General features: G+C 67.2%; 28 protein-coding genes. 13 read left to right on the forward strand and 15 right to left on the reverse strand.

Going from position 1 to position 23,065, the window contains the following annotated elements:
- Window positions 1–9 precede the first annotated feature (9 nt).
- On the forward strand, window positions 10–1,443 hold the full coding sequence (locus RM788_RS36730) for a sugar ABC transporter permease (protein ID WP_315923808.1): 1,434 nt from the start codon (window positions 10–12) through the stop codon (window positions 1,441–1,443).
- Window positions 1,444–1,448: 5 nt separating this feature from the next.
- Window positions 1,449–2,621: an ROK family protein gene (locus RM788_RS36735; protein WP_315923810.1), complete on the forward strand. Its 1,173-nt coding sequence runs from the start codon at window positions 1,449–1,451 to the stop codon at window positions 2,619–2,621.
- 603 nt (window positions 2,622–3,224) lie between these two features.
- Here RM788_RS36735 and RM788_RS36740 read toward each other — a convergent pair.
- Window positions 3,225–3,407, reverse strand: a complete 183-nt coding sequence (locus tag RM788_RS36740; protein ID WP_106196729.1) for a DUF7455 domain-containing protein — start codon at window positions 3,405–3,407, stop codon at window positions 3,225–3,227.
- Between the two features lie 725 nt (window positions 3,408–4,132).
- On the opposite strand from RM788_RS36740, the gene RM788_RS36745 reads away from it, so the two are divergent.
- From RM788_RS36745 to RM788_RS36780, 8 genes are all read left to right on the forward strand, one after another.
- A complete protein-coding gene (locus RM788_RS36745; RefSeq protein WP_315923813.1) occupies window positions 4,133–4,855 on the forward strand; it encodes a hypothetical protein in 723 nt (240 codons plus the stop codon).
- Window positions 4,852–5,274 (forward strand): hypothetical protein, encoded by a 423-nt coding sequence (locus RM788_RS36750; protein WP_315923815.1) that lies wholly within the window; start codon window positions 4,852–4,854, stop codon window positions 5,272–5,274. The genes RM788_RS36745 and RM788_RS36750 overlap by 4 nt, the downstream gene beginning before the upstream one ends.
- Window positions 5,271–6,257 (forward strand): hypothetical protein, encoded by a 987-nt coding sequence (locus tag RM788_RS36755; RefSeq protein WP_315923817.1) that lies wholly within the window; start codon window positions 5,271–5,273, stop codon window positions 6,255–6,257. The genes RM788_RS36750 and RM788_RS36755 overlap by 4 nt, the downstream gene beginning before the upstream one ends.
- A gap of 86 nt (window positions 6,258–6,343) precedes the next feature.
- The gene (locus tag RM788_RS36760) at window positions 6,344–6,526 is read left to right on the forward strand and encodes a hypothetical protein (protein WP_315923819.1); all 183 of its coding nucleotides are present in this window, start codon (window positions 6,344–6,346) and stop codon (window positions 6,524–6,526) included.
- A gap of 37 nt (window positions 6,527–6,563) precedes the next feature.
- Window positions 6,564–6,752, forward strand: coding sequence for a hypothetical protein (locus RM788_RS36765; RefSeq protein WP_315923821.1), 189 nt, complete (start codon window positions 6,564–6,566; stop codon window positions 6,750–6,752).
- Window positions 6,749–6,910, forward strand: a complete 162-nt coding sequence (locus RM788_RS36770) for a hypothetical protein (RefSeq protein ID WP_315923823.1) — start codon at window positions 6,749–6,751, stop codon at window positions 6,908–6,910. Before RM788_RS36765 ends, RM788_RS36770 begins: the two co-directional genes overlap by 4 nt.
- Window positions 6,911–7,016: 106 nt before the next feature.
- On the forward strand, window positions 7,017–9,176 hold the full coding sequence (locus RM788_RS36775) for a cell division protein FtsK (RefSeq protein ID WP_315923825.1): 2,160 nt from the start codon (window positions 7,017–7,019) through the stop codon (window positions 9,174–9,176).
- Between the two features lie 479 nt (window positions 9,177–9,655).
- Entirely contained in the window at window positions 9,656–10,273 is a 618-nt protein-coding gene (locus RM788_RS36780) for a hypothetical protein (protein ID WP_315923827.1), read from the forward strand.
- Between the two features lie 99 nt (window positions 10,274–10,372).
- Here RM788_RS36780 and RM788_RS36785 read toward each other — a convergent pair whose 3' ends face one another.
- Together RM788_RS36785 and RM788_RS36790 are read right to left on the reverse strand one after the other, a co-directional pair.
- Window positions 10,373–11,563, reverse strand: coding sequence for a pentapeptide repeat-containing protein (locus RM788_RS36785; protein WP_315923829.1), 1,191 nt, complete (start codon window positions 11,561–11,563; stop codon window positions 10,373–10,375).
- 186 nt (window positions 11,564–11,749) lie between these two features.
- Window positions 11,750–13,147: an IS1380 family transposase gene (locus tag RM788_RS36790; RefSeq protein WP_315923831.1), complete on the reverse strand. Its 1,398-nt coding sequence runs from the start codon at window positions 13,145–13,147 to the stop codon at window positions 11,750–11,752.
- A gap of 428 nt (window positions 13,148–13,575) precedes the next feature.
- Here RM788_RS36790 and RM788_RS36795 point away from each other — a divergent pair, with 428 nt between their 5' ends.
- A complete protein-coding gene (locus RM788_RS36795) occupies window positions 13,576–14,295 on the forward strand; it encodes a hypothetical protein (RefSeq protein ID WP_315923833.1) in 720 nt (239 codons plus the stop codon).
- A gap of 14 nt (window positions 14,296–14,309) precedes the next feature.
- Here the strand turns inward: RM788_RS36795 and RM788_RS36800 are convergent, their stop codons facing one another.
- The 4 genes from RM788_RS36800 to RM788_RS36815 all read right to left on the reverse strand — a co-directional run bounded on the left by RM788_RS36800 (window position 14,310) and on the right by RM788_RS36815 (window position 16,689).
- Window positions 14,310–14,618, reverse strand: a complete 309-nt coding sequence (locus tag RM788_RS36800) for a hypothetical protein (protein ID WP_315923835.1) — start codon at window positions 14,616–14,618, stop codon at window positions 14,310–14,312.
- Between the two features lie 169 nt (window positions 14,619–14,787).
- Window positions 14,788–15,114 (reverse strand): hypothetical protein, encoded by a 327-nt coding sequence (locus RM788_RS36805; protein WP_315923837.1) that lies wholly within the window; start codon window positions 15,112–15,114, stop codon window positions 14,788–14,790.
- Window positions 15,111–15,374: a hypothetical protein gene (locus tag RM788_RS36810; RefSeq protein WP_315923840.1), complete on the reverse strand. Its 264-nt coding sequence runs from the start codon at window positions 15,372–15,374 to the stop codon at window positions 15,111–15,113. The genes RM788_RS36805 and RM788_RS36810 overlap by 4 nt, the downstream gene beginning before the upstream one ends.
- 100 nt (window positions 15,375–15,474) lie before the next feature.
- On the reverse strand, window positions 15,475–16,689 hold the full coding sequence (locus tag RM788_RS36815; RefSeq protein WP_315923842.1) for a helix-turn-helix domain-containing protein: 1,215 nt from the start codon (window positions 16,687–16,689) through the stop codon (window positions 15,475–15,477).
- Window positions 16,690–16,934: 245 nt separating this feature from the next.
- Here RM788_RS36815 and RM788_RS36820 point away from each other — a divergent pair, with 245 nt between their 5' ends.
- The gene (locus RM788_RS36820) at window positions 16,935–17,684 is read left to right on the forward strand and encodes a DUF4747 family protein (protein WP_315923844.1); all 750 of its coding nucleotides are present in this window, start codon (window positions 16,935–16,937) and stop codon (window positions 17,682–17,684) included.
- A 1-nt stretch (window position 17,685) separates the two neighbouring features.
- Complete coding sequence (locus RM788_RS36825; protein ID WP_315923846.1) at window positions 17,686–18,243, forward strand: hypothetical protein; 558 nt, start codon at window positions 17,686–17,688, stop codon at window positions 18,241–18,243.
- 210 nt (window positions 18,244–18,453) lie between these two features.
- Here the strand turns inward: RM788_RS36825 and RM788_RS36830 are convergent, their stop codons facing one another.
- From RM788_RS36830 to RM788_RS36865, 8 genes are all read right to left on the reverse strand, one after another.
- Window positions 18,454–18,732: a hypothetical protein gene (locus RM788_RS36830; protein WP_315923848.1), complete on the reverse strand. Its 279-nt coding sequence runs from the start codon at window positions 18,730–18,732 to the stop codon at window positions 18,454–18,456.
- 95 nt (window positions 18,733–18,827) lie between these two features.
- A complete protein-coding gene (locus tag RM788_RS36835; protein WP_315923850.1) occupies window positions 18,828–19,829 on the reverse strand; it encodes a site-specific integrase in 1,002 nt (333 codons plus the stop codon).
- Window positions 19,830–19,889: 60 nt separating this feature from the next.
- Entirely contained in the window at window positions 19,890–20,378 is a 489-nt protein-coding gene (locus RM788_RS36840) for a hypothetical protein (RefSeq protein WP_315923852.1), read from the reverse strand.
- Entirely contained in the window at window positions 20,375–20,971 is a 597-nt protein-coding gene (locus RM788_RS36845; protein ID WP_315923854.1) for a hypothetical protein, read from the reverse strand. The genes RM788_RS36840 and RM788_RS36845 overlap by 4 nt, the downstream gene beginning before the upstream one ends.
- A 107-nt stretch (window positions 20,972–21,078) precedes the next feature.
- Window positions 21,079–21,270: a hypothetical protein gene (locus RM788_RS36850; RefSeq protein ID WP_315923856.1), complete on the reverse strand. Its 192-nt coding sequence runs from the start codon at window positions 21,268–21,270 to the stop codon at window positions 21,079–21,081.
- Window positions 21,267–21,737: a helix-turn-helix domain-containing protein gene (locus tag RM788_RS36855; protein ID WP_315923858.1), complete on the reverse strand. Its 471-nt coding sequence runs from the start codon at window positions 21,735–21,737 to the stop codon at window positions 21,267–21,269. The genes RM788_RS36850 and RM788_RS36855 overlap by 4 nt, the downstream gene beginning before the upstream one ends.
- A gap of 193 nt (window positions 21,738–21,930) precedes the next feature.
- On the reverse strand, window positions 21,931–22,296 hold the full coding sequence (locus RM788_RS36860) for a hypothetical protein (protein WP_315923861.1): 366 nt from the start codon (window positions 22,294–22,296) through the stop codon (window positions 21,931–21,933).
- Between the two features lie 176 nt (window positions 22,297–22,472).
- Window positions 22,473–22,985 (reverse strand): hypothetical protein, encoded by a 513-nt coding sequence (locus RM788_RS36865; protein ID WP_315923863.1) that lies wholly within the window; start codon window positions 22,983–22,985, stop codon window positions 22,473–22,475.
- Window positions 22,986–23,065: the final 80 nt, after the last annotated feature.

Below are 23,065 nucleotides of genomic sequence, written 5' to 3' on the forward strand. Positions count from 1 at the left end.
GAACTGAGCATGACTGACACACCTACCACCGGGACCACCGGTGAGAAGGCCCCCGAGAGCGGGGCCATCTCCGACTTCGGCATCGACACGACGTCGAAGTCGGCGGGCGAGGCGCTGCGCGAGTACTGGGCCAAGGTCCGCGGCGGCGACTTCGGCTCGCTGCCCGCGCTGCTCGGCCTGTTCGTGCTGGTGATCTTCTTCAGCGCGCAGTCGGAGACCTTCCTGACGCTGGGCAACATCTCGAACCTGCTGGCGCAGGGCGCGGGCATCGTGATCATCGCGATGGGCCTCGTCTTCGTGCTGCTGCTGGGCGAGATCGACCTGTCGGCGGGTACCGCGTCCGGCGTCGCCGCCTCGGTGATGGCGCTGCACCTCGTCAAGAGCGGCAACATGCTGTCCGCCTTCGGCGACGGCGTCTTCTACATCACCTGCGCGTTCATGGTGATCGCGGCCGTGCTGTCCGGGCTGCTGCGCATCTGGCCGGGCGTCGTCCTCCCGGTCGTCGGCCTGGTGATCATCCTGATCGGCGTGCCGCCGAACGCGTGGGTCGAGATGCTGCTCGCGCTGTGCATCGGCACCTCGATCGGCAGCCTCACCGGCTACCTCGTCGCGAAGGTCGGCATCCCGTCCTTCGTCGTGACCCTCGCGCTGTTCCTGGCGTGGGGCGGCGTGGTGCTGAAGTACATCGGCCAGGGCGGCACCCTGCCCATCCGCAACGACAAGGTGCTGTTCAACGTCGCCAACGGCAACCTGAGCATCCTCAACAGCTGGATCCTGTTCCTGCTGGCCGCGGGCGGGTACGCCGCCGTCGTGCTCGGCAGGCACTTCGCCCGGCTGCGCAAGGGCCTCGTCGCCCAGCCGACGCCGCTCGTGCTGATCAAGGTCGGCGTGGTCGTCGTGCTCAGCGCGGCCGCCACCTTCCTGCTCACCCAGAACCGCGCGGTCAACCCGACCGTGACGATCCTGGGCGTGCCGTACGTGGTGCCGATCGTCCTCGTGCTGCTCACCCTCGGCACGTTCGTGCTCGACCGCACCAGCTACGGCAGGCACATCTACGCGGTCGGCGGCAATGCCGAGGCCGCCCGTCGCGCCGGCATCAACGTGGCCCAGATCCGGATGAGCGTCTTCGTGATCGCCTCCTCCGTCGCCGCGCTCGGCGCGATCGTGTACTCCTCGAAGGTCGGCTCGGTCGCGCCCGACTCCGGCGGCGGCAACACCCTGCTGTTCGCGGTCGGTGCCGCGGTCATCGGCGGCACGTCGCTGTTCGGGGGCAAGGGCCGGCTGCGCGACGCGGTCATCGGTGGCGCGGTCATCGCGATCATCTCGAACGGTCTGGGCCTGCTCAAGCAGGAGGCCGCGGTGGTCTCCATCGTCACCGGTCTCGTGCTGCTCCTGGCCGCCAGCGTGGATGCGCTGTCGCGTCGTCGTTCGGCCGCTTCGTAGGAGTTGTGACATCACCGACCGCGGGAGCCCGGCCCGACGAGGTCCGCAGGCACAACCGCACGGCGCTGCTGCGTCGGTTGCACGTCGACGGTCCGTCCACCAGGGCGTCGCTGGCGGTTGAGCTCGGGCTCAACCGCAGCACGATCAAAGCCCTGGTGGACGGGCTCGCCGAAACCGGCGTGGTGGCCGAGCGGGTCCCCGCGCAGCGCAGCGGGGCGGGCAGGCCGTCACTGCTCGTCCTGCCCCAGCCCCACGCCGCCGTCGTCCTGGCCATCGACATCCGCGTGGAGCAGGTCGCCATGGCGATGGTGGGGCTGGGCGGCGAGATCATCGGCCGGGACAGCTGGAACCTCCGCACCCGCACCCGCGATCCCCGCGAGGTCATCACCCACATCGTCGACTCGGCCAAACTCCTGACCGACGAACTGGACCTCCAGCCCGTCGCCGTGGGCGTCTCGGTCTCCGGCGTCGTCCGCCGCTCCGACGGCTGGGTCCACGAGGCCCCCAACCTGCACTGGACCAACGTCGCACTGGGCGAACGCCTCAGCGCGGTGATGGGACTGCCCGTCCAGGTCGGCAACGACGCCGAACTGGGAGCCCTCGCCGAACACGTCCGCGGCGCCGCCCGCGGGGCGTCGGACATGGTCTACATCTCCGCCGACGTCGGCGTGGGCGGCGGCGTCATCTCCAACGGCATGCCCCTGCGCGGCACCGGCGGCTACGTGGGCGAACTCGGCCACATGGTCGTGCGCCCCGGCGGCCTGCGGTGCTACTGCGGCTGCGAGGGCTGCTGGGAGACCGAGGTCGGCGAAGCCGCCCTGCGCCGCGCCCTGGCACTACCCGAGAACGCCTCCCGCGGCGCCGTGGTCGCCGAGCTGCGCTCGCTGTCCGCCGACCCGGACAGCGTCATGCACCGCCTCGGTGAGTTCACCGAATGGCTGGCCGTCGGTCTGGTGACCGTTGTCAACATGCTCGGCCCGGAACTGGTCGTGCTGGGCGATTTGTTCACCGCACTGCCTGAGCCGGTGGTCGCCGAGGTCAGGGCTGTCGTCCAACGCCGCAGCCTTGTCAGCAGGGCCGTGGGCGGTACCCGCATCGTCAGCTCACCCCTCGGCCGAGACGCCAAGCTCGTCGGCGCCGCCGAGGCAGCGTTCGAACCGGTCCTGGGCATCGTTTAGCTGGGCTCGCAGGTCTAAGGACGCCTCCAACCCGCTCGCCGAGTGTTCTAGACTTGCCGAACCTTGTCAAGACGATGAAGCTGTCTTGACAAGCTCCGTCAAGCGCAGAGATGGCTTCGGATCGGGTCGGGGGGTAGGTCTGGCTGCCGCCAGCATCGGGCTCCGCCCGACAGGGCATCCGCTTTGCGGACCAGGCATCCGGGCTTCGCGCCGGACAGGGCATCCGAGCTTCGCCGGACCAGGCATCGGGCTCCGCCCGACAGTGCATCGGCTGCGCCGACCAGGCATCCGGGCTTCGCGCCGGACAGGGCATCCGAGCTTCGCCGGACCAAGCATCCGGGCTTCGCCGGACCAGGCATCGGGCTCCGCCCGATAAGGCATCCGCTTCGCGGACCAGGCATCGGTTGCGCCGACAAGGCATCCGGGCTTCGCGCCGGACAGGCATCCGGGCTCCGCCCGACCAGGCATCCGGGCTTCGCCGGACGAAGGCGGTGGTTGTGCTGGGGCCTGAACGGCCCCGGAAAAGCGAGGGGGGCGGGGATCCTCTCGGATCCCCGCCCCGGAACGGCAAGGGTGCTTGAGGGCCACACACGGCCCCGATTGTTAGCCCTGCTGCAGTTCGGCAGCGAGCTCGCGCAGCTTCGTGCTGTGCTCACGGGCGTGGTGCCCGCAGAACAGCAGCTCGCCCCCGGAGGGGAGTACGGCGCGAACCTGGGCAGCAGCCCCGCAGCGGTCGCAGCGGTCGGCAGCGGTCAACTCGGGGCGGGTGAGCGTGGGTGTAGTCATTAGAGTCTCCCTCCGTCCCGGCACCGGGGATTCGGTGCCCTCTTACCAAGCTGCGACCACTACGCATCTGGCTGGTGCGTGGCGCTCGCTGGCTCCACTCTCTCAGACGTTCGCGCGGAAGTCAGTGTTCCCGTGGCGGTGGCGACCCGCGTCACTCGCGTTTCCGCCACTCGACGGTGTTCCGAACCCGCTCGAACGCCGATTTTCGGGGTTCAAAATCACTATCCGCAGTTGTGGCAAGGGTTTCAGACCAGCGGTTTTGACCGCCCAGCGTCCCGGATTGCTCCAAAAGGTGGGACCGACACGGCCGTTAGTGTGATCGATAACACTTTGGTCCGCTCAGAGCGAACAAGGCCCTTCGTTCCACCATTCGGACGCGTTCTGGACCCCTGGCCCACCCTCGGAGACCTTGCCGTGACCTCGGCACTGCGGAGAACCGAACCGGCGACCACACGCAGAAGGGCCCCGCGCACCAGCGCGGGGCCCTTCTGCGTCGTCGTCTAGTCCAGGTAGTCGCGCACTACGTTTGCCTAAAACATAGTGCGGACCTGCGGTTTCCGCTGGTCCAGGCGCAACGTAGCGGCTGCAATATCTTGGACTCACTGAGCGGGACGTCCAAACGGCCCCGCCACGTGCGCCTAACACATGGCAGGGCCTCGATCGGACACCGGAGGTCCGACCGTGCTCGACATCCTGCCCGATCCCCGCCTCACGGTGGTGTACCTGTGAGCGCGACACCCTCAATGGCCCAGATGTGGCACATCCGTGGTGAGCGGTGGGAATCCATACCGCACCGCGTACTTAGGGACAAGAGGCTCACCTTCCGCGCTCGCGGACTCCTGTGCTACCTGCTGTCCCTGCCCGACGACTGGACCACCAGCGTATCCCGCCTGCGTGACCTCACTCCCGACAAGGAACCCGGCCAGCCTTACGAAGGCCGCGAGGCGTTGGAGAGCGCCGTCCGCGAGTTGGAGCGCTGCGGATACCTGTACCGCTGGCTGCGCCGCAACGACCGAGGCCACATCAGCGGCTACGTCTGGGCCTACAGCGCCGACACGGACGCCCTGCGCTCGATGCTGGAAGAGGTCGCACCCGAGGTTGTGCAGCGTGCGGCCGTTTCCGGCTCACCCGTCAACGGCTCACCCGTCAACGGGGCCGACCAGCCGAAACAGACTGAAACCGCAGGTCGCACCGTTTCCGGGTCAACCGTTCCCGGTTCACACGCAACCCTAAGAAGAACGTTCTTGAAGAAGAACGAGAAGAAGAACGGTGCCACGCCGAGCGCACCCTCTGGGCGCTCGGCCACCCCGCCGCCCTGCGGGCAGTGCGACGGCCGGGCGGGTGATCCGGTCTCAGCTCGCCTGGTCTGGTTGGACGACGACCGCACTCGCTCGGCTCCGTGCCCGAACTGCTCCCCGACCTACGCCAGGACGGAGGCAGGGCGATGAGCGAGGACATCACGCCGTTTCACACCCGCAGCCCGCACGACCCTGCTGAGCGGGTGCCCGTGGACGCGCTCGTGCAGCAGTGGTCCGCCGCAGGGACTCGCGCGTTCGTCGCCGAGCACACCGCTCGACCCATGGACCTCGAAGATCACTGGACCCACCTCGCGCTCGGCACCCGCATCGCCGCCGACGTCACGGCCGGTCGGTGGGTCACGGTCGCGTGCCTGCTCCGGTCTGGTGCCGTCGCTCACTGGGACCAGGTCGGGGCCGCGCTCGACGTCACCGGAGACGAGGCCGCCGCCGGGTTCACCTCGTGGCTGACCCGGCAGGCCACCTTGTACCGCCAGGCCGGGATCGGGCTGACCACTGCCGAGGCCACCGAACTCGTGCGCCTGGCCGACGCCTGCGGAGGTGCCCGATGAGCACCGAGGCAAAGCGCTTGGGACGGATCGGCCGGGTCATTTCCGCGTGCACCTGGGCGATTGCGTCCGTTGTGATGATCTACGGGGCGTTGACGGTGACGCCGTGGTTGGTCGAGCGGGGTATCCCGTCCGGTAGCGCGTGGATGCTCACGCCGCTGGTGGACGCCGCGCTGGTGCTGAGCCTGGTCGGCGACCGGGTGCTCGCTCAGCACGGGCGTTCGACCCGGTGGGGCACGACGCTGCGGGCGGTCACCGGCATCACGACCCTGCTGCTCAACATCGCGCCATCGGCGTTGAAGGGCGACAGGGTCGGCATCGCGTTGCACGCCGTCGGCCCGGTGCTGCTGTGGGTGGCGACCGAGGCCGCCGGGGCGTACCAGCGCCAGTTCACCAGCCTGGCGAACGACCTGGCGAACCCACCTGGCGACCTGGCGACGTCGCCCATTCACCAGGTCCACCAGGTGCCGAGTCACCAGGCCACCGACCTGGCGACACCAGCGGCTCGCCAGGTCCACAGGGTGCCCGTTCACCAGGTCGCCGACCTGGTCCGCCAGAACGACCAGGTGGCCGTTCACCAGGTGGACCAGGTGCCCGCCGCCAGCCCGGTGACCGTGGAGCACCAGGCCGCCGCCACCCTTGGCGACAACGCTGCTGAGCAGGCGGAACCCGTTCACCAGGCCGAGCCCGCCAGCCCGGTTCGCCAGCCTGACGACGGCCTGGTGAACGTGCCTCGCCAGGCCGGTGACGCTCTGGCGAGGACGCCCCGTCGTCGGGCGACCGCCAAGCCGCGCCAGGTGGCGACGGTGGATCTGGCGGACCTGGTGACCCGCGCTCGCCAGGTGCTCGCCGACGCCAGGATCGCCGGTCGCCAGGTCGGCCGCGCCAGCCTGGCGCGGGAACTGGGGATCACCGAGCACCGGGCCCGCCAGGTGCTCGGAGAGGCCACCAAGCCGCACCTGGCGGCCGTGCACGCCGAGGGCTGATCGCGCTTGCTGGTCACCGTCCACACAGGCCGGTGACCAGCCGGGGCCGATCAGCCCGACCACCACACCACCAAGGAGAACCACCGATGGCCACCAAGCGCGCCAAGGACCTCGTCGTGGGGGACAGCGTTGTCGACCCCACCTCCGGCAAGCCCACTCACGTCCTGCACGTCGACAAGTCCCCGTACCTGAAGGGCGATGTCGACGTGCAGACCACAGCAGGCAACTACAGCGTGACGGCCTCGTACCGCGTGACTGTCCTCGACTGACCTGCACACCCCCACCACTGATCAGGAGGACACCACCGTGACCAAGCGCAGCTACAGCAAGTTCGTCATCGACCGGGTCAACGAAGCCATCGCGGCAGGTGACCGGGGTGACGCCAAGGCCTGCCGCCAGGCCCTTGACCACGCCGTTGCCGAGGACCCGGACGGCCTACAGGCGATGCGGGATCTCGCCGACCAGCACCCCGGCAAGAGAAAGGGCCGGCGATGAGCGACACCGACAAGCCGTCCCGGCTGAGCTGGCGAGACGAGACCCCGGCCGACACCCGCGCTCTCAATCTGCGGGAGAGCGGCTACACGGGCCACATCGACCTCGACGGCTACCCCACCGACGAGGCACCGAGCGCGGAGTGGTGGAAGCAGTCGTGACCACGTCAGCGTCCGACATCCACCAGTTCTAGCCCAGGTGGGCGGCAACCGGCTGGACACCTGGCCGCCCACCTGGTCACCTCTCCGGAGAAAGGCGAACGTGATCATGGCACAGCCCACACCACAGCAGAACGAGGAACTGGGCGCGCTGCTGCCGTTTCCGCGCGGCACGCTCGCCGAGGCGGTGACAGTCGCGGCGGCCGAGGTCGAGCCCACCGCCCCGGCGCTGGACGGCGAACTGCTCACCGAAGACGAGTACCGACGCACCCGTGCGCGCCGTCTCGCCGAGCAGGCCGTGGCCCGGCTACCTGCCCAGTGGCAGACCCCGGAGTCCCGGCGTGAGGCCGGGGTGGCTCTGGCGGGCCGCGTCGCTGTGGTGCCGGTGCGGTTCCCCGCGGCGGTCGGCCGTGGTGTCGCGGTGTCGGCACGCGCCTGGTGGCAGTGGGTGCGGGTCGCCGATTTCTACAGCGCCGCGAAGGCAGTGGACCGGCTCGCGGACCGTTGGCAGGAGATCGCGGTCATCCGTCGCCGCCGGGGCGTGATCTCCGTCGTTTCCGCCGGGTCCGCGCTGCTCGGCGGCACCGCCACCGAATTGGCGGCCGGGTCGGTGCCGCTGCTGGTCGCGGGTGGTGTCCTGTCCGCCGGGTTCGCGCTGGTAGGACGACACAAGGACGGCGCTGGCGGCCGAAAGACCGTCATGGGCGGGGCGCGCACGCTGGCGTTCACGATGGGCGGTGACAACCTGGTCGAGGCGTTCCGGGCGGCCGGTGCGATCGGCAAGACCGAGGGGCTGCTGTTCGTGCAGCGCCCGGTGAACGACCGGCTCGGCTGGACGGTCGTCATCGACCTGCCGCCGTCGCGGAAGGCGTCCGACGTGATCGCCAAGCGTGAGGCGCTGGCGTCCGCGCTGGCGGTGGATGAGGTGCGGCTGATCCTGGACCGCGTACGCGGCGACAAGGGCCACGCAGGGCGGATCACGCTGTGGGTTGGGCACTCCGACCCGTACTCCGCGCCACCGGTGCCGAGCCCGCTCGCGACGGCGGCAAGCTGGGACCTGTGGGCGCCGGTCCCGTTCGGCGCGACCGCGCGCGGCACTGCGGTCACCCTGCCGGTGGTGTGGACGTCACTGCTCATCGGTGCGATTCCGAGACAGGGCAAGACGTTCGTCGCAAGATTGCCGATCACAGCCGCCGCGTTGGACCCACATGTTCGGTTGATCATCGCCGACGGCAAGTCCGGAAAGGACTTCAAGCCGTTCGAGCAGGTCGCGCACCGGTACATCCGTGGTGCGCGAGAGTCCGACGGCCGAAGGCTGATCGCGGTGCTGGAGGAGTGCGCCGCCGACGTCGCCGACCGGTTCGATCGGCTGTCCGACATGGACGACGACCTGTGCCCGGAATCCAAGGTGACACCCCAGATCACGCGGGACCCGGCGTTCGGGATGCCGTTGACCGTGATCGGCATTGACGAGATTCAGAACTACCTCGGGCTGGACACGCCGCTGGACGAGGACAGCCCGAAGGGCAAGCGAGTCGGACAGCGGATCTGCGAGCTGCTCACCTACATCGCGAAGACCGGCCCGGCCGCCGGATTCTCGCTGATCCTGGCCACGCAAAAGCCTGACGCGAAGGTCATCCCGGACGGTTTGCGCGGGCAGCTCGGCACCCGCTTCGCGCTGAAGACGATGACCTACCAGGCGTCGGAGACGATCCTGGGCGCGGGCACCTACAAGGCCGGAATGGACTCCTCCCGACTGCTGACCTCGCACAAGGGCGTGGGTCTGCTGCTCGGTGCCGACGGCGAGACCGACTTGGACGCGGGCGTGGCGACGACCGTGCGCACACACCTCCTCCACATCGCGCAGATCCGGGCGGCGTGCGAGCGCGGCCGGGCCCTGCGCGAGGAAGCGGGAACGCTGACCGGCGACGCGGCCGGGGCCCGCGACCTGGCGGCACTCGATCCGGACGCGGTCGCGCGGCTCGCCGACGAGGTCCAGGCGGTCACCGACGCGCCCGCCGTCGAGCCGGTGGACGCGGAGCTGCTGCCCGAGGTGCTGGCGCTGCTGGCCAACGTGCTCGGCGACGACGAGCACGGCGTGGTGGCGGTCGCCGAGCTGGCGGAGCGGATCGACTGGACCGCGAAGGCGCTGGGCGAGGCACTGCGCCGGGCCGGGGTCCCGTCGGCGGGCAAGAAGCGCGTCACGCCCGGCGGCGCTCCGGTGTCGGTGGTCGATGTGAGCGCGATCCGGACCGCGCTCGGCGGCTAGGAGGTCGGAACAGGGGTCGGAACGGCCGTTCCGACCCCTGTTGCCTCTGTTCCGACCTCGCTATGCCCCTCCCAGAAGCCTCTGAGCTGCACAGACGGGCGCTGTTCCGACCCTCGCCAGGTCACCGCGGAACGCGCCCCTCACCGCGGCTTCAAGCGCGTTTCAGCCCCTGTTCCAACCCTCACGGCGTGTGCCGTGAGGTCGGCACACCTGGATGAACCCATGCCGCTCACAGTCAGCTCGACTCGCGCGTTCCGCCCCGGCCGGTGGGTCGCTCTGGCCGCCGCCGCGTACTTGCTTGGCGTCGTCTCCGCCGCGCCCGCCAGCCCACCATTCGCCCCGGTGACCTGCACCCGCTGACCCCGCCCGACCGCGAGGCCGCCCCGACACGTCGCTGGGGCGGCCTCGTCGCGTTCGAGCCGTACCCTTCCCTGCACCAATGACGCGCCGAGCTGACTCGACGACACAAGGGGGGACACATGGACGCTGGGGACTGGATCGCAGTAGTCGCCGCTGTTATCGCGTCGGGTTCGATGGGTGTGGCGTTGTGGCAGGCACGCGAAGCCAAGGAGTCCCGTCACGCGGCACAAGCCCAGGCAGCCGCTGCCAAGGACTCGGCGGAGATCGCGGAAGCGGGCGTCAAGCAGGCACAGCGCAGCGCGGCAGCAGCGGAGGAACAAACGCGTGCGACCGTCGAGCAGCTCGCGATCCTGCGCGAGCAGGTGGCAGAGCAACGCGCTGAGAAGGACAACCCTCAGTTCCACATCCCACGGCCCACGTTCAGCGGCGAGGACATGGTCCCAGTCGACATCACGATGGTTGCTGGCACGGATCTGCGTTCGCTCACAGTCTCCGTGACGGGCAAAGACGTGCAGGGCTTCAGTGGCGACCCCAGGTCTGACATCGAAGGCGGTGAGCCGATCGTTTGCCCTGATGTCGCGATCGGGTTCGAGACCACTGTGTGGGTGAGTCTCCACGACACACTCGACACCTCCATTCTTGTGCGCATCGATTGCGAGGCGGCGGATGGACGGAAGTGGGCACGCCAGCAGCCGATGCGCCTGATGCATCACGCTATTCGCGACTACGGGCACTGATCAGGCAGCAGTGTGCACGCGTTGATCCGACACCACTACGAGGCTTCCTCGGCGACGTGCCGAGGAAGCCTCGTCATGTAAGGGAAATCGGCACCAACATCACGAAGGGCTGACCTGCCCGTTGTGGTCATCACCTGATGTGTCGGTGTCGACTATGACGAGGTCATGCCAGGTGCCCTCTCGGCCTTCAATTGGGCCGTGCTGCTCGGAAGGCCGCCATTTTTCTGGCCAAGACGAGCGAGCAGGCACTCTGTGACGGACCACAGACGCGTCGAACTCGATACTGTTTCGGAACGTCACTGCGCCGAACTCAACGAACCTGCCGAAGCTCACTCGATTAAACTTGACATAACCTAAGAAAATCGCATCGCGGAACCAGGCATCGCTTTCAAAAATCACTTCGTCGAACCTGACTCCTTCACTGAATGTGGCCGAGCCAAACATAGCGACATGGCCAAATCTCGCTTTTTTTAACCCGACCACATCGAATGCCGCACAAGCGAAACCGGCAACCCCAACGAACTTCGCTTCACTGAATGAGACTAGATCGTTAAATATGGCATCGTCGAATAAGGCTGTCCCCTCGAACACGACGTTGTTAAAACTAGTTTCCCCAAAGAACGATGCTCTATCGAACTTGACTCGACGGAGCTTGCAATGAGCAAGATCGAAGTCAACGAGGGTGGCACCGGCGAGGTCGAGGTCGGTTTCTTCCCAAAAGGTCCCGACTGGCTTGCTAGAGTCATCACCAGGACGTAAGTGAGCAGAGAGAACACGCTGAGCAGTTAACCGGACTTCCCGCTCCTGCACTCGCTCGTCGTGGCGTATACGGGTCTGCTCGTCAGTATTGTCAGCATCCGAGTCACCGGGCAGCGTGTACGGCATCCTCAGGTAGGCACACAGCACGTTGACCACAGTTTGTCGCTGGTGCGAATTGTCTTGCGCCAGCCGTTCTAGGGCGTAGAGGCCGCCTAACCGGACCGGAGCCTTGTCTGAGCCCAACTGTTCGACCGATTTTGCGAACAAGTCGGTGACGCGACGCGCCTCGGCATCGGCGCGATTGTCATCCGCGACGCGTTCAGCGTGCACGCGATTGGCTTCGGCAACCTGCTCTGTATGGGCCTGCACTCGATCACGCTGGGCCAGTTCGGCGTGCCGGGCCTTCAATTCAGACTCCTGCGTTTGCTGCCGTCGGGTCGCCAAGTAGAGCGCGAACAACCCGCCTCCGGCCACGACGATCGAGGCAGCGACTTTCACCGCGTCGAGCTGCGCGGTCACCTTCTTGCCCACGTCTTCCAGAGCTAACCCGGATCTTTCGTGTGGGTGACGGCCCGGCTTGAGACCGTGGCCGGTGGTTGCTATGGGTCCTCCTTCCGGTGTTCGGGATGGCCAAGATGGCCCGTTGTCGGCCGGGTGTCGCCGGGTTCCACTGCCCGGTAGTGGTGCTGACTGCTCGTAGGGGCGGGTTATGGCTGGTCAAGCCAGTAGCGGTAGATCGTGCAGGCGTTGGTGGCCGGTGAGCAGTAGCCAGGACCAGGGCGCGTGGGCGGCGAGTCGGAGATGGACCCGTCGGGCGTGTCGGGCGATCCGACCGGCGATGGAGAACAGGCGTAGTCGCAGGCGTTTGGGCTCCCAGCGGCGGGCTTCGTGCCCGGTCAGGGCGAGCATCTGGGTCCAGGCGGTCAACTCGACCGCCAACATCACGATCGCGACCCAGATCCGGTTGTGGGCGTAGCCGTGCAGGGGCAGGTTGGTCAGGCCGGTGGCTTTGCAGGTGCGGATGCGGTCCTCGGCGCGGGCCCGGCGGCGGTGGCGCAGTTCCAGATCGGCGAGTTGTCCGCGGACGGTGTTGGTGGCGAACGCGGTGAGCCTGTGTCCGTCGGCGTCGGTGAACCGCAACTGCGCGCCGGGGTGGGGTCGTTCCTTGCGGACCAGGACCCGCATTCCGGTGGGCCAGGAGGACAGGTCGAGCACGCCGGTTGCCTCGGCGACCCACGCTCCTTCCCGTACCGCGCCCTCTTCGTCGTAGGCCGGGGTCCACGCGGTGGCGGGGATGCGGGCGATCCGTTCGACGGCGTCCTCGGGCAGGGTGAACCCCAGCGAGTAGCCCAGTTTCCTGGTCTGCAACCAGTCCACGAACTCGTGGGTGCCGCCCGCGGCGTCTGTGCGGATGAGGATCTTGCGGCCGACTCGTCCGCCTCGGGCGGTGAACGGCAACTGCCGCAGCGCGTTGCGGGTGACCGTGATGTGGTCGGCGGCGGTGTTCGAGCCGGCGTTGCCCGGCCGGAGCAGGACCGCGAGTGGTTCGCCGGTGCCTGGTGTGTCGTGGTCGGCGAACGAGCACAACGGGTGGAAACCGTAGCCACGCTTGAATGTCGGCGCGGCGTGCTCCTTGTCGGAGTGGGCGGTGATGAGGGTGGCGTCCAGGTCGATGATCATCGGGTTGTTCGGGCTGATGTCGTGGTCGGGGGCGTGATCACCGGCGAGTGTCCAGGTTCGCGCCCGTATGTGCGCGCGGGCGTGGTCCAGGGCGGCGAGGGCTTTGTCCACGTCTGTGGCCAGGGTGTCGATCAGGCGTGACACGGTCGGGTCCGAGGCGACTGGGCCGAACAGGGCCGGCTCGGTTCTCAGGGTCGTGATGTCGGCCAGGCAGTCGCCGCCTATGGCCAATGTGATCGCCAGGTCGCACACGATCTTGCCGGGGTCGTGGATCGCGGTCGGTGCCCGCCACCGTCCCAATGCCGTGGACAGTGCGCGGTCCAGGCCGATTTTGCGCACGGTCTCGACCAGCAGCGTCGCGCCTGCCTGGGACACCACGCCGGTTCCGGCGGTGTCGATGGTCAACGATGGATAGGACCCGGTAGGCTTGCTCACCAGAAAGGTGCTCCTGAACTCGCGCGGACATGGCCCTAGACAAGCCCTATCCTTGCAGCTCAGAGCACCTTTCTCCATGGAATGGCCACTCTCGCGCCAATTCCCGATGAAAGCAGCGGGCTAAGCGGTCGATCCACCGCCACAACACCACCAGGGCGCCTACGGCGGCGGCCAACACCAGCACCGTGACCAGCGGCACCGTCCACCGTGACATCGGTGGCCTAGTTTCGTCCTCCTCAGGGATGGGCGGGGCAGCTTGAGGTAACGGGGTGCGCTTCTTGGCGGTCACACTCTGCATCATCGTCAGGCTGTGGTTCGTCGTTGCATCCAGTCTCGCCGCCGGGTCGGGTTCGTATGCTGGCGGACGCACGTACCCTTCCTTCAACTCGAAAGACGCGCCGAACTGACTCGGCGAGGCAGGGGGCACGGTGGAGGGCACGGAGACGGTGGCTTGGATCGCCGCACTAGTCGCAGGAGGAGCTGCGTTCATCGCGCTGATCGCCGCGAACTACTCCAGAAGGCAGGCAGAGGCCGCCGAAGGCCAGGTTGCGGCAGCACGAGTGCAAGTAGATCTCATGCACGACCAAGCAGTCATAGCGCAAGAACAACTTACAGAATCTAAGAAAGCGCGAGAAGCAGCACAAGATCAGGCAGAGGAGGCTAAACGCAGCGCACAGGCAGCCGAGGATCAGGTGCGAGCATCGGCCGACCAAGTTGCCGTCATGCGCGAACAACTCTCAATTGAGCATCGAATCGAACAGCGTCGCGCAGTAATAGAGATTCTTAGCAAAACCACCGAGTGGAGCCGAGCAAGTCGAGTTCTGCTACTCAACATAGAGAGACAAGGAAGGAGCGCCCTGCGGAATGCAGAAAGTGCAGCCAGATTCAACGCCGCCGAGCGCGATTTTCTCGACTCCTTAACAGCAGGCCAGTTGATCGTGACAAACAGTAGCGTATCTAGAGATATCTCACTTCTGGCGAATTTGCATCAAAAACTAGGCGACCTGCTTGCAAAAATTGTCAATAGCAACCAAGCGGAGTTCCCCCTCTACATCAGGACATGCCACGAAATTATCGACCAGTCAAAAGAAGCACGTGAACTTCTGCGCAAGTCCGCAGCACGCCATTACGTTTCAACCGATCGATAGCAGTACAGAACAGATCATGGCTCCCACGGATATCCCTCCATTCCTTTGTCGAACGCCGCGTTCAGCTCTTCGTCGGTTATTTTCTCGTCGGGCCGTAGCGAGCTGTCGTCGCCGAGCCCAGCCGCGCTCAGCACGGACCAGACCACTTGCGCGAGCGCCGCATACGTCGTGTTTGGCAGATCGGCTGGCAGCCGCACTTCCAGGCACCTGGTGTCGTCTACAGTGGTCAGGGTGGCGGCTGACGATCCGGTCAAACAGTCCCCATTCGGGGGATTTTCGCAGGTCAATTGACCGGCGGCCAACAATTCCAGCAGTCCTGACACCACATCCGACGCCCGCGAGGCGTGCCGACGATCGGCACGCACGCCGCTCCGCAGCGGCCGAAGTGCAGCCTGACGCCCCGGAAGTCGATCGTGAGCGGATCGGGGTCGACAAGGTGCGTCAGAAAGGTGCGGAACACGCCGACCGCAGGGACCGGCGGACCAACGGCCGTCATCGGCCCGGACCACTCCCGATGATCAAGTAAGGCGCGCTCGGGTCGCCGGGCGCGGGCAGCGACAGCAGCTCCGTCACCACGTCGGTCAGAGTCCCTGAGCGTTCCCACACGATGTCCCCGTCCGGGTTGGTGCGAATGCCGAGCGCGTCGGTGCCGGACCGGACGCGAAGACCGTCACGCCATCCCTCGGGCCACTGCCGGAAGCCGTCGAGCTGATCGCGGTCGGGTTCCTGCGGCAAGAAGCGCCAACCGCCATCGCGGACGATCAGCAGCATCGCGATCTCAGGGAACTCGGCCACGGCCGCGTCATCGACGGCGTTCACGCCGCACGCTCCGAGATGGAACCGGTCGGCACGGCCGGGTCGGGGACACCGGCCGTGCCGATCGGAGTCGGGTACCGCCGAAGCGTGTCAGCGCCGCAGCGGGCGCGCAGCTCGGCGACGGACACTTGCCCCGGCCGGGTGAGGGCAGCGCGGACACGGGCGATCTGGGCGCGGCGGAGGACTTCGCGGCGGACGTGGTGGACGAGCCACACCACGACGCCGAAGGCTACGGCTCCGATGACTGCGAGCACCCACGCCATGATCGGCTCCTGTCTCCGCTCTGCCCTGTTCAGGCCGGTGCGGAGATGGTCGCCTTGATCAACTGCCGAGGATTAACTCGCTGTTAACGGCCTCGGACTTTCACCCGGTCGGGGCCACGCCCATCCGCCAGGCCAAGCCGCGCAGCTCGCGCCCCCCGGAGTCCCGCTGAGCACGCCGCAACAGGTCGGCGACCGCCTCGCGGACGAACACGTTGTTGCGTACCAGTTGCGGGGCAATGGATTCGGCCGTGACGATCGCCTGAACGCCTTTGTCCACAGTGGATTTATCGGCAAGCATCGAACGCCCCAGGTCGGCCCAGTACATCGCCCGCCGCGCTTTCGCGGGCAGCTCCTCCGGGTTCACCGCGCGGGCCAGCTCGACCGCTCGACCGGTCTCGCCTCGCTCGACTGCCAGCGCCACCCGCCACACACCGACGTTGGCTGCTCCGAAGTGCAAGAACCCGAAGTTCTCGCGCTGCTCCGGTAGGTGAGCGGCCAGCGCCGTTGCCTCGTCCAGGTGTGTGTCTGCCGCGTCCGTGTCGCCCAACGCCGTCGCGGCCAGCGCTGCGCTCAGGTGCAGGGCTCCCGCGGCTTGGACGGCGTTCGGGCTGCTGACATCGGCAAGGCGATCGATGCCGCGCACCGACGCGGCGAGCTGGTGGGCACGCCCCTGCGACCCTGCCGCGTTCCCACGCAGCCACAGCGAGAACCCAAGCCACTCGGCGGAGTCGAGTTCTTCCGCGCACTGCTGGGCGAGGCGTGCCGCGACCACGGGCAGCCCGCGCACGCCCAGGTTCTTCGTCAGCACCGATGCCGCGTGATACGCGTCGATCAGACCCACCAGCACCTCACGGCGGTGCTCGGGACGGTGGACGTAAGCGGAGTGCAGTTGCAGCAGCAGGTCAGGGATCATGCGCCCCTGCGCGCCGTAGTCGGCTTCAGGCCGCAGCACTGCGGTCAGGTGGGCGACACGCGCCCGCAACTCCGCCCACGAGATCGGCTCCACACAGGGGTCTACGCCGAGGTCCACGGCACTCAGTACGGTCTCGACCTGGCGGAGCGCGGCGTGCGCGGCGGAGTCTGCGACATCGGTCGGCGCGAACGGCGACCCGGTCAGCTCGGTAGGCGCGACCTGCAACGCGTTGGCCAGCGATTCGAGCACGGCGCGCTTGGTGACCGGCCGCAACCCGCGTTCGATCATCGATAGGTAGGCGGGCGTGATCCCCGCCAGCCCTGCGACAGCGGTCAAGCTGAGTTGCCGCCACGAGCGGACTTCACGCAAGCGGCGGCCGATGTGGTTGTCGGTAACGTCCATGAGCAGCACCTCCGGGACACTTCAAGAGTAGCCGGGTTGGGTCGGTACCCGAGCCGTGCACCTGCATGGTGAACAACCGGTACATCCGCACCCCTGCAACGAGGCACGATCACGGAAGTAGTACATGGTTTCACTCATAGCAACGCGAACCAGACGATCTCGGGTACTTTCCCTCGGTGGCCAGCACTCGTTCACTCACCGGCAGGATCGCTCGCTTCCGGCTCCAACCGCCATCTCAAACTCGATTGGATACCGAGCCAGCCGACTGGGTCCGCCGCAAAGTGGAGCCCGGTGCACGTATCGCGAGGCACGGACGGACTTGGCGAATCGGCCGCACGGGGGAGGCACTAGGCGTCCTGTACGGCCGCATCGGCTACGAACGTGAGGCCAGCTCAATCGAGCAGTACGACGAAGAGCAGAAGGACTTCGTCGAGTACGCCATCCGTTCCGGTGCGGCGACACCGTTCGCGATCGAGTTGGACACCTTGGTGATGGCGATTCAGCACCGGCCGCCGGAGATCAGCATGGGCGCAGCGGCCAATGCACTTGCACTACTGCTTTCCGACCAAGAGCACCGATGGACCACCGAACCCCCATCAAGGAGCATCCCGCTTTCGGAATGGCGGCTCGGCGTCGAGAAGGTCACACGGGCCAGATTCGTGCTCCGGAAGCCCAACCCGCACTACACCGACACACCGGACTTGGAGGCGTTGATCGACGGAGCCGACGCCGAGACAGCACGCTTGGAGTTGCAGGGGGCTCAGCTTGACCTTGACAGCCCCTTCATCAGCCAGACGCTCAGCCATATCCAGAACAACTACGGCGAGGCCCGCCTCACGGGCGTCACCTCCACCGGAGAGGAGTCCACCTACAGCACCACCATGCAGGCTGAGGAACTGACGACCGAGGCTGGCACGAACGCCGACGGGGAAGTTGATCTGATGAGTCTCCTGCAAGCTGTGGCCGGGACACCCAATCAGGACCACACTGACTGACATGACGCCAGCCGCCTCACAACCAGCCGGGAAAGAGCGCGCCTGGCGTTACTCGCGCGTTGGCTCAATCGTTGCGTCGCCTGACTTCTACGTGGGCGTGCCTGTAGGTGTCGCATGTGGACTGATTCCAGCGTTCAGCCTTGCTGCGGCGGCTGCCACTCAGACGGTTCTACTCGGTGTTTCGGCCGTAGCCGGAGCGCTCGTTGCACTCGTCCTCACGGCGGTCACCGTGCTGGTAGCCGTCATCACGCCGACGTTCGCCAAGATGCTGGACAAGACGCCGAGCGGACTAGCTGGCATCCTGCGCCCCTACCACTGGGTGATGAGAATCAGCGCCGCCTCGTGTGGCCTCGGTGTGATCTCCGCGCTTGCCTGGCCCGCCATGCAGGCAATCGGCATTCTCAGATTCGTGGGAACCAGCATTCCGATCGCCTTGCTGCTCTGGGGCCTCGGAGGATGCCTCCAGATCATCAACCTGACCGGCAAGACGATCAACCAGAGCCGCCGGATCGAGCAGATCGACGAGCGGTCCCGAGCGTTGAAGACCGCACAGAACTAGCCCCTGCTTCCCCGAGCACCACGTTACGCACAGCCATGGCCAACCACGTCGCCGCCCAGCGTGGCCCTGCCTCTTGTCTTCCAGCGTCGCCGCAATCGAACGGTAAACGCCCCGCTCTCGCACACTTCCAGGATGCGACGAACGGCTACCCGCTCGGTGCCCGAGCCACTGGCCCGACCTCGCGACGAGATCGGACCAGTGGTGCCGGTCCTACCTCTGGTCCGGCTGCGCCGTGCGGGTCCGGCACGTCAAGCAGAACCGGTCCGTCGCGGCCGGCCGCCACAAGATGTCCAACCACACCCCGTACCGGATGGCCGCGACCGGAGCCGGGGCTGCCTTATCCAGCAGCTCGTCCCAGAGCGAGTAGGTCGGCAGGTCGGACCGGCACAGGACCTTGTCCGTCACCGGGTCGAACGCGTGCAGGATGCCGAACGTCTCGTCATCCGTGATCGCGTTCGGCGGTTCGTAGGCAGTAACGATGGCGTGCATGGGGTGAGTCCTCTCAATGAGTTGGTGTTCACCCCTTTGCAGTTGTCGCGCCTCGCTCGGCAGTACGGATGCCCAGATCGAAGAGGAGACCTCAGTCACAGCCCGATGTCGGTCATGGGATGGTCGCGCCAGCGGTCCACGCTGCGGATGTACTCGTTCACCACGTCGGACTTCCACCGCCCCTGCTTCTTGATCGCGGACACGGGCGCACCCGCCTTGTAGGCCGCCGTCGCACCACCGGCCCGCAGCGAGTGGGCGGTGTACCGCTGCGCGTCGGGAACCCCAGCCAGAACCGCCAGGCGCTGCACGATGCGGCTGATCGAGTCGGTGGTGAGCCGTCCGGTGCCGATGCGGCCGTGGCGGTCGATCGACCTCAGCAGGGGCCCGGTGGTGACGCCCTTGTCCGCGAGCACCACGAGCCACGCCCGCAGCAGCCGCACCGGGTCGGAGTGCGGGTGAGAGCCGCGTGGCACGGGCACGACCTCGCCCATCGAGTCGCGGTCGGTTTTGGAGGTGCGGATCAGGACTTCCAAGCCGTGCTCGTTCTCGGTGACGTCCTCGATCCGCAGCGCTGACAGCTCCGACCGGCGCGACATCATCACCAAGCCCAACACCAACAGCAGCCGGTCCCGCTTGCCGGTGGCGCTGTCCGGGTCGGTGGCGTCGATCAGCTTGCGCAGCACCTCGATCGTCACGGGCGGGGCCTGCTTGGCGCGCTGTCCGGCGTCGGCGCGTTCGCGGCGCAGCGACCGCAGCACGAGCAGCGCGCCCTTGGTGTTCGGCTTGGGCAGCTCGGCCGCGTCGTGCCGCACGGCGACGGCCGCCATCGCCTGCTGGCACGTGGACGGCCCCTTGCCCGCGTCGGCCAGGTGCCCGATGTACTCGGCCAGGGTCGCGGGCGTCGCGGGCAGGGGCGTGCGCCCTTGCGTCGCGCACCAGTCGGCGAACGCCGCCCACTGTCTGGCGTACGCCTTGACGGTGTTCGCGGCGACGCCGTCGGCGATCCGCTTGCGCGTGGAGTCCGACACGGTGCTGTCAGCCGTCGTGCGCGTCGGGGCGTGATCCCCGGACGGGACGAGGGCGGTGGTGTCGGTCATGTCGGAAGCCCCATTCTGGAGTCGGATAAGCAAAGTTATCAGACCTCAGAACGTTCCGTGTCACGCCGCGCCCCGACAACCCGCGCACACGAACATGTCGCCAAGCCGGACACCGCCCGCCTTCAGATCGACCGCACCGCCGCACGAGGCGCACACGGCACACACCAACCGACCGTCCGGCATCGAGATCCATTCCGGATCCGCCGCGACCGCACTCGCGTGCACCACCTCCGGCGACAGTTCGGCCTTCAGCTCGGCGGCCTGGCGCAGGTCGCCGACCGACAGCGGGACGGCGTCCTTGAACTCCAGCGCCTCCTCCCACAAGCCTTTCGCGTCGAGGATCGGGAGACCCCGGCGGATCCGATCGACGCAGTGGCTGCACGCGGCAGCCCGCACGTCCACGGAGTAGCCCGCGTGCGTCGAGCCGCATCCGGGGCACGACCACGACCGCCACCGCCGATCAGCCGCAGCGGCCCGCGTCTCGCGGTCGGCCACGTCGTCGGGGATGTACACCTTCAACTGGTCGCGGTCTTTCGTCTCGACGATCACGCCGCACCGCCCCAGGTGTACGCGCACGGCCCGGCCGTCGACAGGGCTGACATGTCCACATCGGGCAACTCGGGTTCCGGAGCATCACCGGTCTGCACCGTGTCCGACAGGAGCCACATCAAACCTCCGCTCGGGTCGCCGACTTCGGCGAGCACCACAGGAGGTGAGATCCATTCGAAGTTCCGCATGGTTCGATGATCACCTGCACCGAGTTCGTCATTCGGACGCCGCGCCGGACGCGGTAGCGACACCGAATCGCGCACCAGGGCACGGACATCGTCGCTTCCCGACTCAGCTCGGTGAGTCAATCGCCGAACACCGGGAAACATTGGTGTGAGCTGCCACGATCCGTAACGCTGCTGCGCCACAGGCGATTGCAGCATCAGGAGGAAGGGGCTGCGGTGAAGGACCTTGTCGAGTGGCCACCGATCCACGGAACTGGCTGGTTCAGGGTTGGAAGCGCAGCCGTACAGCGGCGCACCGGAGACCGTGCCGTTGATACTCGGATCCAGGACCTCGTCGAGCAGGCCGCCGCGAATCCCACAGACCACGAGAAGTGCATGAGCCAAGCCTGGCTGCTCTATGAGCGTCACGGCCGGTGGTACCTGCGTGTCTACCGCGAAACCCGTGCTCTGTTCGGAGGGCTCGCCTACGTGATCTTGTGGGCGGCTGTCGGCATGGTCTTGATCATGGGCTCCTACTATGTCTGGGGCGGCGAGTAGGCCTCGTCCAACTCCGCCAGCGCCTGATCCAGCAGGGCCCCGGCGGCACGACGCCGCCGGACATCGCGGCGGGCGACCTTCAGCAGGTCACGAGCCGCCAACGCCTCCAACTCCGCGTCCGACGGCGGACGCGGTTCGCGGCGCAGCGCGCGCAGCCGTTCGCCGGTCACGAGCCGTCCGCCAGCAGGTCGAGCACGTACGTGCTGAACGGGTCTGCCCCCGCCAGCGACGGTTCGACACCGGCCAGCACCTCGGCCGCGATCCGCTCCCGGCGGCGGTGGGTCCGTTCCGAGAAGCACCGCAACGAGCTGCCCGCCGCGAGCTTCAACCGCAGGTCCAGCGCGACCGCTTCCCTCTCGCCCAGGTGCCCGCGGAGGGCACGTGCCAGACGCCAGGTCATCGACGTACTCGGCCGCACGTGGCCGTTCTCCAGCCGCGAAATGCCGAACGACGTGGACCCGGCACGCTCGGCGAGCTGCGCTTGACTCAGCCCGGCCGCGCGGCGCTCCTGGCGCAGCAGCGCGCCGAAGGACGCGCGGAGCGCGTCGCGTTCCGCGCCGATGACAAGCCCCCGGCGGTCTGCGGTTTTCGCGCGAGGGCTTGCGTTACCGCGCGCGCGTGCTGCGTCAGGACTCACCTGACAATGGTCACTCGCACCGAGTTGTCGGCGGGGAGGCGCGCCGATGGCCTACGGCGGTTATAACAGTTTCCTGCTGGTCAGCACCCGAGATCCATCATCACCGCGCATCCGCCGCGTTACGCCACGGTCTACGCACACGTCGGACTATCCCCGCAACCGTTATGTGCTTGGAGAGCACGCGGTGCACGGTTCAACGCATGGACTTCCGAGCCATCGCGGTGAACTTGCGGATCTCCGCCTCCATCTTGGTGGCGCTTTCACGAACGCTTGGGGGGAGGTCGCTACGGTCCAGCACACCTGACTCTTCGACGATCCACTGTGCCCTGCGGAACTGTCGGTCGGCCTCACGCACCACAAATGCTTGTTCTGCCAGGTCGTCAGGCCCGAACAGATCTATCAACCCCGCCACTTGGCGTAGATCGTTGCGCGCCGTGTAGTAAGTAGTCTCCAAGGCCAGGATCTCCTCAGCCGACACCTCGTCCTCGCCAAGTTTCACGCGACGATGCGCGACGTTCAGTCGAATCACGCCGGATCTGGACGAGGTGGCTGCCTCCACGAAGCGTGCGCATCGATCTGCATGATCTTGACGAACGCGCGCGCCGAGCCGCAGCCAGCTTCACCGGCTCGATCAGACCGCCTAGCGTCACGCCACCCAAGGCGGCGACGGCAGCTATCACGGCAGGCAGCACGGTGTTCCACACAACCCAGGTGTCTAGTGCAACGCCCTGCTCGTTACGTCGCGACGAGCCTCCGGGCCGTTGCAGCGAACTCGTGCACCGTGTCCTCCAGTGCGTGAGCAGCAGCCAACACGACCAACGGAGGCTTGTCCTTATCAAAATCTCCGCCGTCATCGCCAACGAACCGGACACCGCGGAGTGCGCGTTCTGCCTCCCGCACCGTCATAGCAACCTCCACCAACTCGTCCGGACCACTCAACCGGAGCAGGGCCACGGTCTGCCGCAACTCGCTACGGGTTTGTCGGTACACCTCGACCAACTCGTCCTCTCTCGCGGTGTCGACCTCAAAACCGGCTGCGGCACGGCGGTGCGCGAGGTTCAATGCGAGCAGGCGAGCACGGCATGTCATCGCCGCCTCAATGAGCTTCGCGCACCGCATCGCCCGGTCGTCACGGATACGGGCTCGTCGAGCGGCACCGAGCTTCAGCGGCTCGACGAGGGCACCGACGGTCACGCCGCCAAGAGCGGCAGCCGCGGCGACCAGAGCAGGGGCAAGAGTGGTCCACATGCTTTGAAAGTCCAGGTGCGCAGCGACTGCGTACGTTCTCACCCCCTTACCGCCCGAATGGATCAGCAGGTAGATGCGTC

Source organism: Umezawaea sp. Da 62-37, from assembly GCF_032460545.1.
Taxonomy (GTDB): domain Bacteria; phylum Actinomycetota; class Actinomycetes; order Mycobacteriales; family Pseudonocardiaceae; genus Umezawaea.